This is a genomic window from Haloglomus litoreum, from assembly GCF_029338515.1.
GTDB lineage: Archaea > Halobacteriota > Halobacteria > Halobacteriales > Haloarculaceae > Haloglomus > Haloglomus litoreum.
In genome coordinates this window covers 2586546-2604337 of the sequence record NZ_CP119988.1, presented here as the reverse complement: position 1 = coordinate 2604337, position 17792 = coordinate 2586546, and the positions used below count along the sequence as shown (strand labels likewise).

General features: G+C 70.2%; 15 protein-coding genes and 1 pseudogene. 13 read left to right on the top strand and 3 right to left on the bottom strand.

The annotated features are described in order from the left end of the window. Positions 1 to 104 precede the first annotated feature (104 nt). Both P2T62_RS12930 and P2T62_RS12925 read left to right on the top strand, forming a co-directional pair. Positions 105 to 566, top strand: a complete 462-nt coding sequence (locus tag P2T62_RS12930) for a universal stress protein (protein ID WP_276257491.1) — start codon at positions 105 to 107, stop codon at positions 564 to 566. After that, positions 563 to 1231 carry a hypothetical protein gene (locus P2T62_RS12925; protein WP_276257490.1) on the top strand — a complete coding sequence of 223 codons (669 nt, stop codon included), beginning with the start codon at positions 563 to 565 and terminating at the stop codon, positions 1229 to 1231. The genes P2T62_RS12930 and P2T62_RS12925 overlap by 4 nt, the downstream gene beginning before the upstream one ends. 43 nt (positions 1232 to 1274) lie before the next feature. Here P2T62_RS12925 and P2T62_RS12920 read toward each other — a convergent pair whose 3' ends face one another. Then, the gene (locus tag P2T62_RS12920) at positions 1275 to 2255 is read right to left on the bottom strand and encodes a biotin--[acetyl-CoA-carboxylase] ligase (RefSeq protein ID WP_276257489.1); all 981 of its coding nucleotides are present in this window, start codon (positions 2253 to 2255) and stop codon (positions 1275 to 1277) included. A gap of 106 nt (positions 2256 to 2361) precedes the next feature. Beyond that, entirely contained in the window at positions 2362 to 3969 is a 1608-nt protein-coding gene (locus P2T62_RS12915; RefSeq protein WP_276257488.1) for a hypothetical protein, read from the bottom strand. A 207-nt stretch (positions 3970 to 4176) separates the two neighbouring features. Here P2T62_RS12915 and P2T62_RS12910 point away from each other — a divergent pair, with 207 nt between their 5' ends. Together P2T62_RS12910 and P2T62_RS12905 are read left to right on the top strand one after the other, a co-directional pair. Beyond that, positions 4177 to 4716, top strand: coding sequence for a multiprotein bridging factor aMBF1 (locus tag P2T62_RS12910; protein ID WP_276257487.1), 540 nt, complete (start codon positions 4177 to 4179; stop codon positions 4714 to 4716). Positions 4717 to 4799: 83 nt separating this feature from the next. Next, positions 4800 to 5000 (top strand): DUF7511 domain-containing protein, encoded by a 201-nt coding sequence (locus tag P2T62_RS12905; protein ID WP_276257486.1) that lies wholly within the window; start codon positions 4800 to 4802, stop codon positions 4998 to 5000. Positions 5001 to 5027: 27 nt separating this feature from the next. Here the strand turns inward: P2T62_RS12905 and P2T62_RS12900 are convergent, their stop codons facing one another. After that, on the bottom strand, positions 5028 to 5213 hold the full coding sequence (locus P2T62_RS12900; protein WP_276257485.1) for a hypothetical protein: 186 nt from the start codon (positions 5211 to 5213) through the stop codon (positions 5028 to 5030). 135 nt (positions 5214 to 5348) lie between these two features. Between P2T62_RS12900 and P2T62_RS12895 the strand changes: the two genes are divergently transcribed. From P2T62_RS12895 to P2T62_RS12855, 9 genes and pseudogenes are all read left to right on the top strand, one after another. After that, positions 5349 to 5591 (top strand): DUF7511 domain-containing protein, encoded by a 243-nt coding sequence (locus P2T62_RS12895; protein ID WP_276257484.1) that lies wholly within the window; start codon positions 5349 to 5351, stop codon positions 5589 to 5591. A gap of 80 nt (positions 5592 to 5671) precedes the next feature. Then, positions 5672 to 6328 carry a triose-phosphate isomerase gene (tpiA, locus tag P2T62_RS12890; protein WP_276257483.1) on the top strand — a complete coding sequence of 219 codons (657 nt, stop codon included), beginning with the start codon at positions 5672 to 5674 and terminating at the stop codon, positions 6326 to 6328. A gap of 207 nt (positions 6329 to 6535) precedes the next feature. Next, on the top strand, positions 6536 to 7261 hold the full coding sequence (locus tag P2T62_RS12885; RefSeq protein ID WP_276257482.1) for a fumarylacetoacetate hydrolase family protein: 726 nt from the start codon (positions 6536 to 6538) through the stop codon (positions 7259 to 7261). A gap of 143 nt (positions 7262 to 7404) precedes the next feature. Then, on the top strand, positions 7405 to 9258 hold the full coding sequence (locus tag P2T62_RS12880) for a type II/IV secretion system ATPase subunit (protein ID WP_276257481.1): 1854 nt from the start codon (positions 7405 to 7407) through the stop codon (positions 9256 to 9258). Then, positions 9258 to 10415 (top strand): annotated as a pseudogene (locus P2T62_RS23380) (type II secretion system F family protein); the annotation flags it as partial. The gene P2T62_RS12880 and the pseudogene P2T62_RS23380, both read left to right, overlap by 1 nt. A gap of 655 nt (positions 10416 to 11070) precedes the next feature. Further along, on the top strand, positions 11071 to 11673 hold the full coding sequence (locus tag P2T62_RS12870; protein ID WP_276257480.1) for a type II secretion system F family protein: 603 nt from the start codon (positions 11071 to 11073) through the stop codon (positions 11671 to 11673). Between the two features lie 25 nt (positions 11674 to 11698). Continuing rightward, positions 11699 to 13441 carry a DUF7289 family protein gene (locus P2T62_RS12865; protein WP_276257479.1) on the top strand — a complete coding sequence of 581 codons (1743 nt, stop codon included), beginning with the start codon at positions 11699 to 11701 and terminating at the stop codon, positions 13439 to 13441. A 276-nt stretch (positions 13442 to 13717) separates the two neighbouring features. Then, positions 13718 to 15703, top strand: a complete 1986-nt coding sequence (locus P2T62_RS12860) for a type II/IV secretion system ATPase subunit (RefSeq protein ID WP_276257478.1) — start codon at positions 13718 to 13720, stop codon at positions 15701 to 15703. Then, positions 15700 to 17745 carry a type II secretion system F family protein gene (locus tag P2T62_RS12855; protein WP_276257477.1) on the top strand — a complete coding sequence of 682 codons (2046 nt, stop codon included), beginning with the start codon at positions 15700 to 15702 and terminating at the stop codon, positions 17743 to 17745. Before P2T62_RS12860 ends, P2T62_RS12855 begins: the two co-directional genes overlap by 4 nt. The last annotated feature ends 47 nt before the right edge of the window (positions 17746 to 17792 follow it).

Genomic DNA, 17792 nt, shown 5'->3' with positions numbered 1-17792 from the left:
AGGTAGCGAAATCGCTTCTGTGACGGCTGTAGCAGGGGATGGTGGGGGAAATGGGGGCGTGGCACACGACTAAAACCCCGCCCGTGCTACGCCAGCCTAGACGCATGTACGCCGACATCCTGGTCCCGACCGATGGCTCCCCGGGCACCGAACGCGTCGTGGAGCACGCGGCGGCACTGGCCGACGAGCACGGCGCGACCCTCCACCTGCTGTACGTAATCAACACGGCCTCGTTCGCGGACCTGCCCATGGAGTCCTCCTACGAGGGTATCGCGTCCATGCTGGAGCAGGAGGGCGAGACCGCGCTGGCCGACGCCGAGTCGACCATCGAGCGGATCGCCCCCGGCCTGACGGTCGAGCGCGCGTTCCGCGAGGGTTCACCGGCCCGCGAGATCGTCGAGTACGCCACGGACGCGGGCTGCGACGTCATCACGATGGGGACCCACGGCCGCGGCGGCATCAACCGCCTCCTCCTCGGGAGCGTCGCCGAGCGGGTCGTGCGGAAGTCGCCGGTCCCGGTACTCACGGTCCGGGTCGGCGAGGTACCCGACGAGTCCGCCGAGTGAGCGACCCCCCTCCACACGGCCGGCCGATTCCTCGGCGCGCCCTCCTCGCGGCCGGTGCGACGGCCCTGACCGCCGGCTGCGGCCGGACGCTCCGATACGCCGACGAGTTGGAGGGCTCCCCCACGCGGACCGGGACGTCGACCTACTCGCCGGGCGAGGGGTTCTGGGAGGGACCGCTCTGGGTCCACGCCATCAACGGCCGGCCCGACACCACGGCGACGTTCGCCGTCACTATCGAGCGGGTCTCCTGCGGGTCGCGCCCGACGGCGGACGGCTCGGCCTGCGACGCGACCGGCGAGTCGGTCTACGAGGGGACGCTCCGCGCGCCCGGCATCGACACCGGCGACGACGGGTCGTACTCGGGGATGACCGTCTCGCTGTACTTCGAGGCGGACGGTGGCACCGTCGTCTCCGGTCCCGAGTTCGCGGTCGCCGAAGGCGTCGTCGCCGCGCAGGGCGACTACCGCGTCACCGTCGAGGCTGCCGACCAGCGACGGGCCCTCGGCATCCGGGCCCACGCCGGGGTCCGGGGCATCGAGGCGGGCATCGACCTCGACGGGGAGCTGCTGGTGGAGGCGGAGACCGAAGAGGCCAGCGGCGCGTTCTCCGAGCCGGGAACGGTCACCGGGAGCGGGACGCCCGGCGACCGCGACCGGCCGACCTGACCCGGTCGCGCGGCGACCTGCGGTTGGCCACCCAGTGGCCTGCTCACTCCGCGGGGCGCAGGTGCTCGCAGTCGCCCGCGGAGACGCGCCGGGTCCCCTCGTCGGTCTCGACCACGAGCGTCCCCGGGAACTCGATGTCGACGGCCTCCCCGACCACCTCGCCGCCTGGCGTCTCGACGCGGACGCGCCGGCCGAGCGTGCTGGCGTACTCGCGCCACGCCGGCAGAACGGCCTCGGGGTCGCCGCGTAGCTCGTCGAACGCCTCCAGCAGCCGCTGGACGAACAGTCGCCGCGGGACGTCGGCGTCGTCGCCGGTGTGGCCCGCGCGCTCCCGGCAGGCGCGGAGCGTTGTCCCGTTCGCCTCCGGGGGCAGGTCGGCCTCGTCGAGATTGACGTTCACGCCGATGCCGACGACGACCCAGGAGACGCGGTCGGCCTCACCCTCCATCTCCGTGAGGATGCCACAGAGCTTCCGCTCCTCGAGGTCGTCGCCCGCTCCGACCGCGACGAGCACGTCGTTGGGCCACTTGATGCGCGCCTCGACGCCGGCCTCGCGGCAGGCCCGCGTGACGGCCACCGCCGCCGCGAGCGTGTAGACGGGCACCTGCGCGGGCGGGAGGTCAGGCCGGCAGACGACCGAGAGCCAGACGCCGCCCGCCGGCGAGGACCATTCCCGGTCGAGGCGGCCGCGGCCGCCGGTCTGCTCGGCCGCGACGACGACCGTGTCCTCGGGCCCGTCGGCGGCCAGTTCGCGGGCACGCTCGTTCGTCGACCCCAGCGAGTCGTGGAACTCCACAGCGAACGGCGCCTCGAGCCCGTACTCGATGGCGGGTCCGCCGTACTCCGGGACCGAGCGGAGGACGTACCCCTCGTCGGTGCCCTCGACCTCGAAGTCGGCCTCCCGGAGTGCCTCGACGTGCTTCCAGACGGCCGCCCGCGAGACGCCCAGCCGCTCGGCGAGTTCGGGGCCCGTCACCGGTCCCTCGGCCAGCGCGTCCAGTACACGGCGTCGTGTCTCCTGCATGATCGTCGCTACGCCGGGATGGGTTGTAAGCGTGGGACCCGCCGGGGCCGGGAACCGAGGGGAGCGCCGGATGGAGGGCCGAAGCGGAGGACCGTCCGCTCGATGCCTACTCCGGGGTGTCGGGCGACTGGTCCCCGCCGCCGGGCGTGGTCGCCCGGGTGCCGGCTGCCCCGCCGGCGCTCTGGAGCGCCCCGAGGAGCTGCTCGCGGAGTCCAAGCGCCTCGTCGACGTCCTGGCGGAGCGCGTCCAGGTCCTCGCGGAGCGCCGTGCGCTCGCGCTCGGCGGCGGCCGCCGCCTCCCGCGCCGCCTCGACCTCCTCCCGGAGCGCCGTCACATCCGTCCGGAGGTCGGTGGCGGCCTCGGCAGCCTCCGTCGCGGTCGCCTCGATCTCCTCGACGGTGCCCGTCTCGTCGATGAACGCCGCGAGGGCGTCCTCGTAGGCCTCGAACGCGGAGAGCCGCGATTCGAGCTTCTCGAGCCGGACCGTGACCGTGCCGGAGGCCCCGTCGCCCCCGACATCGTCGACCCCGAGTGCCTCCCGCACCGTGCGCCGGTCGGCCTCGTCGGCGGCCGCCAGCCGGTCGGCGAGGCTCTCGATGTCGGGTGCCGGAGCCGCGGTTTCGGTCGGGACCCCCGTGGTCGGTTCGCCACCCTCCCCGGACCTCGCCGGCGCCCTGCCCGACTCGCCGCCCGGCGTGCCCGCGTCGCGGTCCGTCCCGGTCCCGTCCGTGTCCGTCTCGGTCCCACCCGTCTCCGCCATCCCGTCCCCGACCTCTGGAACGGACAGGTCGAGCTCGGGCGGCTCGTCGGTCGACGCCTCGTCACCCTCCTGCGAGCCCCCTTCGCCGTTCTCGAGTTCCGGCTCCACGGCGGCCACGGCGGCCTCCAGTCCGTCGCTCGTCGTCGGGTTCTGCCGGGGCTCCGGCCCCTGCTCGAGGTCGGCCGCGGCGCCGCCGGCCTCTGGGCCGCCGTCCGTCGCCGTGGCGCCGGTCGAGGTGTCGTCCGCCCCGGACGCGCTCGGCTCCCCGGTGTCGCCCGGCCCCTCGTCGGCTGCCGACCCGCCGATGACCTCCCTGACGGACTCGGCCAGCGCGCCGTCCGTGTTCCCGACCAGTGACGGGCCGTCCGTCGAGGCATCCGCATCGCTCGACTCGTCCCCGGCACCGCCGAGGTCCGGCTCCCCCGTCCCCGCCAGTTCGATCTCGGGCGGGTCCATCGTCTCCCCGTCATCGCCCGCACCGTCGTCGGTCGTCGCGTCGTCTCCCGCCCCCTCGTCGGGCGTCGGTCCGTCGCTCGCGCCGTCGTCGCCAGTCCGCTCGTCTGCCGTCCCCTCGCTCTCCCCGGCGGTCCCGTCGGTCAGATCCGGCTCCGGGAACGTCGGCAGCTCGTCCGGTGCCTCGGGGAGCTTCAGCCCGAGGACGTACTCCACGCTCCCCTCATCGGGGACGGTCCCGCTCCCGCGGACGGTGTCCTCCTCGACGGACCACTCGGCCGGGGCCGCGTCGGTCCTGAAGCCCACATCCGCAACCGCGAGCTCCGGCGGGAGGGACTGCTGCAGGTCGACCGCGACGGCATCCTCCGCCTCGGACCGGAGTTCGTAGGTGACCACGATACCCTGGTTCAACCGCTCGACGGTCCGTTCCAGTTCGGCCGCAGCGGCTCCCTCACCGTCCCCCGCATCCGCTCGTGTCGATCCGGTTGCGCTGGATGACATGTCCGGTGACAGGTGTCTCTGGTTGATGTACCGTGGCCGTATCGCCAGGGTCGGGGAGACGGGCCGGATTCGAACGGGGGTTTATGTCTGACGCCCGTCTGCCGGCGGTGACGGCCCGTCCTGGGAGCGCTCCGCCCCGTGGCGTCGAACGGGGTCGCCCCATCCTGCGGCACACGTTTTATGCGTGGGCGCGGCGAAGCCCGTGGTATGGTCCAGTGTGAGATGTGCGGGACCGAGACCGCGGCTCCGAAGACGGTGAAGGTCGAGGGAGCCGAACTCGATGTGTGTTCCGACTGTGCCGACTTCGGCACGGAGGTCCGCACCGAGAGCAGTTCCAGCACGTCGACGAAGTACTCCACGTCGTCATCGTCCTCCTCGTCGAGTTCCGGCGGAGGGTCGAGTTCGACCGGCTCGTCGAGTTCCGGCGGGGGCTCCTCGAGCCGCCGCCGCGACATGTTCGACGACATGGACGAGGTGGCCCAGGACTACGACCAGCGCATCCGGTCGGCCCGCGAGTCCCGCGGGCTGAGCCAGGAGGAGCTGGCGAAGCAGCTCAACGAGAAGGCCAGCCTCATCCGGAAACTCGAGCGAGGGGACGTCCTCCCCAGCGACTCCGTCCAGAAGAAACTGGAGCGCGCCCTCGACATCACGCTGACCGAGGGCGGCGACGACGGGGAGACGGAGTGGGAGGGGAGTTCCTCGGCCGGGACGACCACCCTCGGCGACGTGGTCAAGCGCAAGGACTGACCGCCCCGACATCTCTTCGCCTACCGAGCGGTCAATACCCCTCCTAGCAGCGCTTATGGACCCTCCCTCGGCAGTTCCTCTCGATGCCAGCGTCCCGCCGAACGGAGGGCGAGCGGCCGACCGGCTCCGAACCTTCCCCGGCCCTCGCCGCCACGCTCGTCGCGTACACCGACCGTCCCGACCGCCGGACCATCTACCCGCCGGGGACGAACAGCGTCGCCCGGATGTCGACCTGGCTCACCGCCGACGCGGGCGCGTTCGTCGACCTCGACTCCATGCGGTAGGCGCCGAGCGGCACTCGTTTCGGTCGCTCACACGCGCTCGACGGCATCCGCCCTGGCGAGGTACCGGTCGCGCCCGTCCGGCAGCGGCTCGTCGAGCGCCACCGCGACGAGCGGCTGGCCGTACTTCGTCGTGTACGTCGTTCGGACCACCTCACCGGTCCGCCGCTCCCCGTCGAGCGTCACCGCGACCCGCGCGCCGTCGAGGTCGGACATGGACGGGCATTGTCCCCGACCCGTAAATATCAAGCGCCAACGCCTTACCCGGCGGCTCGAACTCCACACCAACTCGCGGTCGTGCGAGGGACGACCCCAGCCGACCGCGGGGGAAGGGACTCGGGACGCATGTCGATGAACGAACAGGACGAGACGGGTGAACAGCCGACGAACGACGGTCGCGTCGCAGCTGCAGGGGGGACGCTCGAGGAGACGGCGCCCGACGACCCGCCTCAGCTCGCGAGCACCCTCGTCCGGTACGACGGTCAGCCGGATCAGGTGACGGTGTATCCGCCGGACATGAGCAGTGTGGAGCGGATGTCCACGTGGATCACCGTCGACGCGGACGACTGTCTGGAGCCGACCGAGATGCGGTAACCACCACCCGGTCGGCGCCGGACGCCCGGCTGCCGGGCCGGAAGCGGTACCTACTTGCGCCGAGCGGCCGCCCCGCCGGTATGTTCGTCCTCATCAACCTGAAGACGTACCCGTGTGACCCCGTGGCCGTCGCGGAGGCCGCCGCGGACGTGGCTGCCGACACCGACGCCCGCGTGGCGGTCGCGCCCGAGGCGGCCGACCTCCGACGGGTCGCCGGGGTACTGGACGGGAGCGACGCCGAGGCGTTCGCCCAGCACGTCGACCCGGTCGAGCCGGGGAGCAACACCGGCCACACGCTGGCCGAGACCGTGGCGGACGCGGGGGCCGTCGGGACGCTCTGCAACCACTCCGAGCGCCGGCTCCGGCTGGACCGCATCGACGGCGCCCTCGACGCCGCCGAACGCGTCGGTATCGAGACCGTGGTCTGTGGCAACACGCCCGAGCAGGTGGCCGCCGCGGCGGCGCTGGGACCGGACGCCGTCGCGGTCGAGCCGCCGGCGCTCATCGGGACCGGGACGCCCGTCTCCGCGGCCGACCCCGACATCGTCGAGGACGCGGTGGCGGCCGTCGAGGCCGTGGACGAGGACGTCTCCGTCTTCTGTGGCGCCGGCATCTCCACCGGCGAGGACGTGGTCGCCGCCCGTGACCTGGGGGCGGAGGGCGTGCTGCTGGCCTCCGGGGTCGCGAAGGCCGACGACCCGCGGGCGGCGCTGGCTGACCTGGTAGACCCGCTCTGACGCGGGTCACGGCTGGCGCCGCGCCGAGCGGGACGCCTGCCGGCCCTGGTCACGCCGCGCCGAGCGGGACGCCTGCCGGCCCTGGTCACGCCGCGCCGAGCGGGACGCCTGCCGGCCCTGGTCACGCCGCGCCGAGCGGGGCCCGGGTCCTGGGGACCGCCGCCGGAAACCGACAGATTCCTGCCCGCGTCGGCCGGCCACCCGACAATGCCCAAGCTGGCGCGGATTGCAACCGACGCGGGTGTCGAGCGCGGCGAGTACGAGGACGGCGTCGTCACGGTCGACTCCGGGACGTACGACACGACGACCGACGAGGCGACGCTGCTCGCGCCCTGCGAGCCGTCCATCTTCTACTGTGTCGGCCGGAACTTCGGCGAGAAGGTCGACCAGATGGACTACGAGATTCCCGACGAGCCGGACTTCTTCATCAAGCCGCCCGTCTCGCTCCACCCGCCCGAACAGCCCATCCCGTACCCGTCGTTCTCCTCGGAGCTGACCTACGCCGGCGAGCTGGCCGCCGTCATCGGCGAGCGCTGCAAGCACGTGAGCGAGGACGAGGTCGACGACGTGGTGGAGGGCTACACGGTCCTGAACGACCTGGACTGCCTCGACCAGGAGCGCCGGACCGCGCGGAAGGCGTTCGACGCGAGCGGCCCGCTCGGGCCCGTCGTCGACACGGACGTCGACCCGGTCGGCCTGGAGATGGAGACCCACATCAACGGGGAGCGCCGCCAGCACGACAACACCGAGAACATGTTCGTCAAGCCCCGCGAGGTGGTCGCGTTCATGTCCGAGCGGTTCACCCTGAAGCCGGGCGACGTCATCTCCTTCGGCTCGCCCGCCAACCCCGGACTCGTCGAACCGGGCGACGAGATCGAGATCCGGTACGAGGGTATCGGGACGCTGCGGAACACGGTCGGCGAGCGCGAGTAATCGGTTCGGCGACGGGCTCCGCGAGGGGCAGCGCGGACACGGCGCGGCCGGCGGTTGCCGTATCACCGGAACCGGGGAAGCGGGCACGCCCGGGTGGAACGGGGGGGAACACGTTTATGGGCGAACCCGCTCGGATGCCAGTAATGAGCGACGAGGACCCGACGCCCCCGGCAGGTTCGTCGAGTGACCCTGACGGGACCGAGGAAGCCGGCTCGCTCGGCGATGTCCTCGCCGACGGCGACGGCGGGGCGACGGCCGGGGAGGAACCGATGCCGGGCGTGGCGGACGCCTCGCTGGGCGACGAAGAAGCCGACGAGGACGCACCGATCGGCGGCCAGCGTGCGGCACGCGTCCTCGGTGACGAGGGCCCCGACGAGCCGGACTCGCTGGACACCGACCGCGAGGCGGTCCGCGGGGAGGTCCTCGCCGATGTCCGCGAGTCGCTGCTCGAACGGGAGGCGTTCGATGCGGAGACGCTGGACGTCTCGGAGTTCTTCGACTTCTCCTACCTGGACCGGTACGAGGAGATCGAGCGCCGGTGGGTGAACGAGCCGTACGCCTACGTCTCCGTCGTCTACGACCCGGAGGGGCGGGAGTACCGCTACCGGGTGACCGAACCCGCGCTGGACGAGTTCGAGAGCTACGTCCGGACGGACCTCGTCGAGTACCTCCGGAACACGCTGCTGTACCGGGACGTGGAGTCGGTGTCCGAGCGCCGCGAGGTGTTCGAGTCCGAGGTGGCCGACATCGTGGCCGACCGGGCGCGAAGCGTCTCGCGGCTGACCCGGCGGAAACTGCTCTACTACCTCCGGCGTGACTTCCTGGAGTTCGGCCCCATCGACCCCATCATGCGCGACCCGGCCATCGAGGACGTCTCCTGTGATGGGGCCAACGTCCCCGTGTTCGTCTACCACCGGGCGTTCCGCGACCTGGACACGAACGTGGTCTTCGAGCCCCGGCGGCTCTCCTCGTACACGGTCCGGCTGGCCCAGCGCGCGGGCAAGACCATCAGCGTCAGCGACCCGCTCGTGGACGCGACGCTCCCCGACGGCTCTCGACTACAGCTCACACTCGGCGGCGAGGTGGCGACCCGGGGGGCGAACTTCACCATCCGGAAGTTCTCCGACGTGCCGTTCTCGCCGGTCGACATGATCAACTGGAACACCTTCTCGCTGGAGCAGATGGTCTACTTCTGGCTGGCCATCGAGAACAACAAGTCGCTCATCTTCGCCGGCGGCACCGGCTCCGGCAAGACCAGCTCGATGAACGCCATCTCCTTCTTCATCCCGCCGAACAGCAAGGTCATCTCCATCGAGGACACCCGCGAGGTGGACCTGCCCCACTCGAACTGGATCCAGTCGGTCACGCGGGACTCGACCACCCGCGAGGGCCGTGGGCAGGTGACGATGTACGACCTGCTGCAGGCGGCGCTCCGCCAGCGCCCCGAGTACCTGCTCGTCGGCGAGATACGGACCCAGGAGCGGGTCGCGCTGACCTTCTTCCAGGCGATGGGCACCGGCCACACCGCCTACACGACGATGCACGCCGACAGCATCGAGACGGTGCTCAATCGGCTCCAGAACCCGCCGCTGTCGGTCCCGACGGCGATGATCCAGGACCTCGACATCGTGAGCATCCAGAAGCAGTCGTTCCTCGGCGACCAGCGCGTCCGGCGCAACCAGGGCATCATCGAGGTCGTCGACCGACAGGACGACCCGTCGCGGGTGCAGACCCGTGACGTCTACGACTGGGACGCTGCGAGCGACACCCACGAGCGGGTCGGCGAGTCCGACGTCCTGGCGCAGGTGGCCGACGAGCGGGGCTGGTCGCAGGCCGAGCTCGACCGGGAGATCGCCCGGCGGGAGGCCGTCCTCGGCTTCCTCATCGAGGAGGACATCACCGACTACCGCGACGTGGCATCGGTCACGCACCTCTACCAGAAGGACCCGGAGTACGTCCTCCAGCAGGTCCGGGAGCGGGGCTACGAGGTCTCCTGATGGCCGACGACCACGACAACGGCGACGGCGACCGCGCAGCCGACGGGCCGGACGGGACCGACCACTCCGGCGGTGCCGCTGCCCCCGAGGAGGAGGCGTCCCCCGCCCCCGACGAGCCCGTCGACGACCGACCCGGAGCGCCGACCGCCGACCCCTCCCCCGGCGACCCCGAGGCGGTGACCTCCCGTGACGCGAGTGCGGGCAGCAGGCTCCCGGGTGGGAGCGGGGCGGATACAGAGGACGAGTCCGGACCCGGGACCGAGCGAGTCGGCCCTGACACGGAGTCGGTCGCCTCCGACGCTGACGAGGACAACCCGGAGACCATCATCGAGGGGTTGCCCGGACAGGAGACTATCGACAGGTCCTTCCAGGAGCGCTACCGCGCCGACATCGGCTACCTGGAGACGTACTTCCGGGCCCGGCGCACGGCGTACAGCGACTACCAGCGCCTCCTCAACCAGGCGCAGATCGCACGGTCGTACGACGAGTACCTCACGCGGGCCACCCTGTTCTCGCTGGCCGCCGGCCTGGTGGGCGCGCTGCTCGGCGTGGCGCTGGCGTTCCTGCTGGCGCGGGCCGGGGTCCTCGACGGCGTCACGACCGGCGTCGGGGGCGGCGTCGGTAGCTTCGTCGGGGCGAACCGCCTCGTCTTCGCGGCCGCGGGTCTCGGGACCGTCCTCGCCGGGCTCCTCGCCGTGGGGACGTACGCGAGCCTCTACTACTACCCCGTGCTGACCGTCTCCGGCCGGAAACAGGAGATCGAGATCACCCTCCCGCAGGCCATCGTGTTCATGTACGCGCTCTCGTACGGGGGGATGAACCTGACCGAGATCCTGCGGGCGGTGGCCGAGGCCGAGGACACCTACGGCGAGCTCGCGGCGGAGTTCGACACCGTGATGCGTGAACTGGAGCTGTTCGGCAACGACACGTTCACCGCGCTCCAGAACCTCCGCAACAGCACCCCGAGCGACGGGCTCGAGGAGTTCCTCGACGACCTGCTCGGGGTGCTCGAATCCGGCGGCGACGTGACGGTCTTCCTCGAGGACGCCGCCGAGGACTACCTGGAGGAGGCCCGCAACGAGCAGGCGGACTTCCTGGAGACGCTGGCCATCCTCAGCGAGGTGTTCATCGTCGCGTTCGTCGCCGCGCCGCTGTTCCTCATCGTCATCCTCGTCGTCATCAGCCTCGTCGGCGGGCAGACGCTGTTACAGGTGGCGTCGCTGGTCTACCTGGTCATCCCGGTCGGGATGGTGTCGTTCATCGTCCTTATCGACGTGCTCTCCTCGCCGTTCGTCCAGACCGGCCACGTCGAGGCGCCCGACCGGAGCGAGTTCGGAGACGGGGGCCCGGCCGGCGACTTCCGGCCGACCGGCGTCGCCGCCTGGGGCGATGGGACCGGTCCGCACCACGGGCCGTTCTCCGGGAAGCGGGCCACCGCAACCGCGGACACCGAGCGGCTCGACCGGACGGCCCCCGACCAGCCGGCGACCCAGGAGCCGTCACTGCTGGAACGGACCGCGACGGCGGTGAACGCGGAGGGCGACGACGGCTCGGCCCCGGCGATGCCGGCCGCCGACGCGTCGCCATCGGGCGGCGACCCGAACGGTGGCCCTCGTCGTGACGGGCATCGTCGAGCCGAGCTACGCGGCGCTGCTGGAGGCGCCGGTCCTGACGACGACCGGGCTGGTGGTGCTGCCGCTGTTCGTCGCGACGCTGCCGCTGACCTACTACCACGAGCGCAAGACCCGTCGCGAGCGCAAACTCGCCGAGCGGTTCCCGGACACGCTGAACATCCTCGCCTCGGCCAACAAGATGGGCATCGGCCTCACCGAGGGGCTCGGCCTCGTCGTCCGTTCCTCGTCGGGGCTGGTCGCCGAGGAACTGCGGAAGGTCCGCAACGACATCATCTGGAACGCCTCGACCGGCGAGGCGCTGCTGGCCTTCGGCTCCCGGCTGGAGGTGCCGCAACTGGCGCGGACGACCCGGCTGCTGGCCGAGGGGCTGCGTTCCTCCGGCGACCTCTCGCGGGTCCTCTCGGTGGCCGCCGAGGACGCCCGCGGCCGCTACCGACTCGAGCGGGACCGCAAGCGCGAGATGGTCTCCTACATCGCCATCGTCGTCATCGGCTACCTCGTGTTCCTGCTGGTCATCGTGGCGCTGGACGCCAGCTACCTCCAGCCGGTCACCCAGACCGCGGGCGAGCAGGCCGAGTACGTCGGTGAACAGCGGGCGCCCATCTCGTTCAGCGACGTCCCCATCGAGGAGTACCAGCTCCTGTTCTTCCACTCGGCGGTCATCCAGGGGTTCGGGAGCGGCATCCTCGCCGGGAAGCTGGCCGACAACAGCATCCGCAGCGGGCTCAAGTACGGGCTCGGCCTCGTCGCGCTGGCGGTGGTCGTGTTCGCGCTTCTCTGACAATCATCCAAAGGTGAATATATCAATGGAAAACCGAATCTACTCGGACAATCGGTGCGTTTCGGAGATAATCGGTGCGATACTCGTCTTCGGGCTGGTGGTCATCTCCCTGGCGCTGTTCCAGACGACGGCGGTCCCGGCGTCGAACGAGGAGGTCGAGTTCGACCACAACCAGGAGGCCCAGACGGATCTGCTGGGACTCGACGCGGAGTTGAACGACGCCGCCGCCAGCGGCAACGGTGGCACCGCCGTCGTCACCATCGGGACCGACTACCCGTCCCGGTTCCTGTTCCGGAACCCACCGCCCGTCTCCGGCAGTCTCACGGCGGAGACCTCTCGGTTCAGCATCGACAACGCCGTCGCGGTCGGTGACACGGAGACGGACGACTACTGGGACGGCGACCCCACGGACCCGTACGAGTCCCGACGACTGGTCTACCGTGTCGACTACAACGTCTACGAGGAGGCCCCGGAGACCGTGCTCTCACACGGCGTCGTCTACGACCGCTTCGACGACGGGCCGACCCGTCGCATCGATGCCGGCGGGTTCATCGACGGCCGCTCCATCGAACTGACGGCGCTCGCCGGCCGGCGAAACGAGTCCCGGGTCGGCGCCGTCTCGGTGCCGGTCACGGCACAGGCCGCGCCGACGGAGACCGTCCGCGTCAGTGGCGCCGGGAACGAGAACATCCGCCTCACCCTTCGGACGGCGGCGACGCCCGCCGAGTGGAGGGACTTCCTCGAGGACGAGATGACCGACGGCCACGTCGAGGACGTGGTGGCAGGGGACGATCCGGGCACCGTCGAGGTGGTGCTCGAGGAGGGGATCACCTACGAGCTCGAACTCGCACGCGTGGCAGTCGGGTCGGCGCCGTACGATGCGGCGCCAGCGTACGTCACCACCAGCGATCCGACCACGCAGTCGGTCACGGTCGGCGAGCCGTCGGACCTGACCGTGCAGGTCCGTGACGCGTACAACGGGCCCGTCGCGGGCGAGGACGTGACGTTCACCGTCGACGACGGCAGGGGCGCCCCCACGACCGAGACGGTCACGACCGGCGGCGAGGGCGAGGCGACCCTCTCGTACACGCCGTCGGTGGCCGGTCCGGTCGAGGTCACGGCCGTCGCCGGGGCCGGCACCGGCACCGACGGCGACCCATTGAGCGTGGTGTACGACCTGACCGCCAGCCTGCCCGGGACGGGCGAGGATACGGAGGGAAGCGGCGGCGAACTGAACCCCGGCGGGAGCGACGCCTTCACGCTCAGTACGGCGTCCATCGTGAACTGTACCCCGCCCGATACTAGCCAGCGGACGGTGGTGTTGACCGATTCGAACTGCCGTGTCGACGTCACCTTCGAGAACCGCGGCCGGGCCCGGACGATCACCGCCGTCCGTGTCAACGTCTACAGCGCGGGGCAGGCGTACCCGATTCCGAACCCGAATCCGGGCGGTGGCGGCGGTGGCGGTGGTGGCGGATCACAGGGGAAGCCGCTCCCCCGGCCCCGCCCGGACGAGTGGTCGTTCCAGGGGTCGGCGGACCAGGATTTCGCGGAGGGGGGACTGACGTTGTCGTCGCCGCTGTCCGTCCCGGCCGACACGGCGGCCCCCTACGGAACCCACACCTACCGGTTCGAGTTCGACGTCACCGACTCGACGTTCGGCGTCTCCGACCAGCAGTACAACGTCGTCGAGGGGGATTTCTACGTCCTCACGCTGCGGTTCAGTGACGGGAGTACCTCCTCGTACCTCGTGGCACCACAGGACTGAGGCGACGGTTGCTCCCCGATGTAGCTCCCCGCGACGGTTCCCGAAGCGCGTTCTCAGCGGGTTCCACATCCCAGTTCTGGGCGAAATATTTACTACCTGTTCCGCTGTTTATATAGTAATGATATCCAGAAATTATCTTCTCTCGACCGGGAACCTCGAGGGGACGAGCCTCTCTGTCGTCGGGGAGGACGAGCGATGACCGGCCGGCCCGAGGAGATGGAGCCGAACGGTGACGGCGGGGGTAATTATAACACCGGTGGCGCAGAGTCAACCGCCATGACAGACGAAGAGGCGGCCGACGCGGAGCCAGCCCCACGCCAGGCGATCCGGCGTGTCGGGGGGGATGAGGACGTGGTCGAGCCGGAACCGGAGCCGGCCACCGAGCCCGTCCATCCCACGGTGGAGGCGGTCCTCGAGGATGTCCGCGAGTACTTCAGGGCTGGTGGTGGGGACCCCTTCGGCGCGCCCGACGACGAGTTCGTCGAGGAGTCGTTCTTCGATTTCTCCTATCTCGAGCGGTACGAGGAGGTCGACCGCCGGTGGGTGAACGAGCCGTTCGCCTTCATCTCCATCCTGTACGACGCCGAGCGCAACGAGTACCAGTATCGCGTCGTCGAGCCGACGCTGGACCTGTTCGAGCAGTACGTGCGGGCCGACCTCATCACGCTCCTGCGCAACGAGCTCATCTACATGGACTTCGAGCCGGGGAACCGCGAGGGCGCGTTCATGGCCCAGGCCCGTGACCTCGTCGACGAGCACGCGGCCACGGTCGATCCGGGGACGCTCCACAAGGTGGTCTACTACCTCCGGCGTGACTTCCTCGGCTTCGGTCCCATCGACCCGATCATGCGGGACTCCGCTATCGAGGACATCTCCTGTGACGGTACGGAGGTTCCGGTGTACGTCTACCACCGCGAGTACCGCGACCTGCCGTCGAACGTCTCGTTCAGCGAGCGCAAGCTCAACTCGTTCGTGGTCCAGCTCGCCCAGCGCGCCGGGCGCTCCGTGAGCATCGCCAGCCCGCTGGTCGACGCCTCGCTCCCGGACGGAAGTCGTATCCAGCTCACGCTCGGCGGCGACATCTCCACCCGGGGCGCGAACTTCACCATCCGGAAGTTCGCGGACGTGCCGTACACGCCGGTCGACCTCATCGAGTGGAACACCTTCAGCGTCGAGCAGATGGCGTACTTCTGGCTCGCCATCGAGAACAACAAGTCCCTCATCTTCGCCGGCGGCACGGGGTCGGGGAAGACGACCAGCATGAACGCGGTGTCCTTCTTCATCCCGCAGCACTCGAAGGTCGTCACCATCGAGGACACCCGCGAGATCGACCTGCCGCACGAGAACTGGGTCCAGTCGGTCACGCGCTCCTCGGCCAGCGGTGAGGGGCGCGGCGAGGTGACGATGTACAACCTCCTGCAGGCCGCGCTCCGCCAGCGTCCCGAGTACCTGCTCGTCGGCGAGATCCGGACCGAGCAGAACGTCGCGCTGACCTTCTTCCAGGCGATGGGAACCGGTCACACTGCCTACACGACCATCCACGCCGACAGCGTCGAGACGGCACTCTCGCGGCTGCAGAACCCACCGCTCTCGATTCCGACCCAGATGCTGCAGGACCTCGACGTCATCAGCATCCAGCGCCAGACGTTCCTCGGCGACCGCCGTGTCCGCCGGAACGCGACCGTCGCGGAACTGAGCGGTGACGAGACCCAGCCCGACCGGGTCGACTGGACGGACATCTTCGAGTGGGACCCCGAGACCGACACGCACGAGCGGGTCGGCGAGTCGGACGTCCTCCTGCAGATCGCCCGCGAACGCGGCTGGACCGACGAACAGCTCGCCGGCGAGTTCCAGGCCCGCCAGCGCGTTCTCGAGTACCTGGTCGAGGAGAACATCCACGGGTACAACGATGTCGCCACGGCCATCCAGGCGTACGCCCGGAACCCCGACGAGGTGCTCGAAGCCATCGAGGCCGGAACGTTCGACCCCGCCGAGTTCGACTCGGCGCGGGCCGAGGACAACCGAACGGCCGTCCACGACGCTATCGCGGCGGACGATGTGGCACCGCGCGGGACGGGACTCCCACCCGAGCTGGATGCCGCTACGTACGAGGAGGTCCTCGCGGCCGCGGCCGAGACAGCCGACGCCGACCTCGAGGAGCTCGGCGACGAACGACCGGCGGGCGGTCTCACCGAGGCGGCCGACGGCGGGAACACCGAGGATGACAGCAACGCGGACGAGCGCGTCGAGGGCGACCGATGAGCTCGGAGTTCAACCGCGACGACATCGACGATACCGGGATCAGCGAGATGGGCCTCGACATCCGGCCGGCGGACCGCCCGGTCTCCGACGAGGAGAAGCGCCGGATGCGCAAGGAGTACGGCCGTGTGCGGACGTACTTCAAGCTCCGCCCCGGACGGTTCGCGGGCATCCAGCGGTCGCTCAACCAGGCCCGTATCGGTGCCACCTACGACTCGTACCTGGCGCGGAGCCTCTGGTACGCCATCGCCGGTGGGCTGCTCGGTGCGGGGCTCGGAATCGCGCTCACCGGGCTCCTCATCGAGACGGGCTTGCTGGCCGACCTCCAGAGTCCCATCGAGTTCAGCGGTGACCTCGCCCGGTACATCGAGGCCAACCGCACGCTCCTCGCGGGCGCTGCGATCACGCTGATCGTGACGTCGGTGCTCGGCGGCCTCATATGGCTCGGCCGGTACTACTACCCGTCGACCGTCGTCTCGTCGCGCCGCCAGGCCATCGACGTGACCCTGCCTCACGCCATCGTCTACATGTACGCGCTGTCGTACGGCGGGCAGGACCTGCTCGGCGTCCTCCGTGACATCGCGGACGCCGAGGAGACGTACGGCGAGGTGGCCAACGAGTTCGAGATGGTCGTCAACGACATCGACCTGTTCGGCAGCGACATGTACAGCGCGCTCCAGAGCGCCCGGAACCTCACGCCCTCCGACCGGTTCGAGGGGTTCCTCGACGACATGCTCGGCGTGCTGGACGCTGGCGGTGACGTGACCACCTTCTTCGAGAACGAGGCGGCGAACTACCTCCGCGAGGCCGAGGAGGAGCAGGCCGACTTCCTGGAGACGCTGGCCATCATGGCCGAGGTGTTCGTGGTCGGCTTCGTCGCCGCGCCGCTGTTCCTCGTCGTCACGCTGGTCGTCATCAGCCTCATCGGCGGGAGCACCATTCAAGCGATGACCTCGCTCATCTACCTGGTCCTCCCGGTCGGGATGGTGGCGTTCCTGGTGCTCATCGACGTGCTGTCGTCGCCGTTCGAGACGCCGGGCACGACGAGCGTGACCAGGCCCGTCGAGGAACTGCCGTTCGACGAGTCGGAACTCGAGGGTGACGACCGGTACGAGCGCTACGAGTCGACGGCCCGGGTCGTCCGAATCCGGGGACTGCTCAACGATCCGCTCGAGGTGTTCCACGACAACCCGCTCTACACCCTCGCGCTGACGGTCCCGACCGCCGTGCTGGTGCTCGTCGCGTCCATCCTCTACGGTCTCGCCGAGCCCTCCGTGGCTGCCTTCACGGACGCGCCGGTCGCGACGACCACCTGGTTCGTCGTCGTACCGTTCTTCATCGTGGCGGTCCCGCTGTCGGTGTTCGTCGAACTCCGTGCGGCCCGCCAGCGTGCCATCACCGAGCGGTTCCCGGACACGCTGAACATCCTCGCCTCCGCGAACAAGATGGGTATCGCGCTGCCGGACGCGCTCGAACTCATCTCGCGCTACCAGACCGGGCCCGTCGCCCAGGAGCTCCGGACGGTCAAGAACGACATCGCCTGGAACTTCGACGTGAGCCGGGCGCTGCTCTCGTTCGGTGCCCGGCTCAAGACGCCACAGCTCTCGCGGAGCATGAAGCTGCTCTCGGACGGGCTGCGCTCTTCGGGTGACCTCGCGCGGGTCCTCAGCATCGCCGCCGAGGACGCACGCGACCGGGCGAAGATCGAGCGTGCGAGGCGCCGCGAACTCACCGCGTACATCGCGGTGGTCGTCATCGGGTTCCTCGTCTACCTGCTGGTCATCGTGATGCTGGACGCCAGCTTCCTGCAACCGATCTCCGAGCTCGACCCGGGGACGGGGGCGGGCGAGGGCCGTGACCTGCCGCTGTCGTTCGCCGACGTGCCGGTCAGCCTCTACCGGATGCTGTTCTTCCACTCGGCCCTCATCCAGGCCATCGGGAGCGGCCTCCTGGCGGGGAAGCTGGCAGAGAACGACAGCCTCGCCGGGCTCAAGTACGCCATCGCGCTCGTCGTCCTGACGACGGTGGTCTTCCTGGTGCTCTGAGATGGCCGGGGAGCGATACCACCGTGGGCCGGTCCCGGGTGCACGAC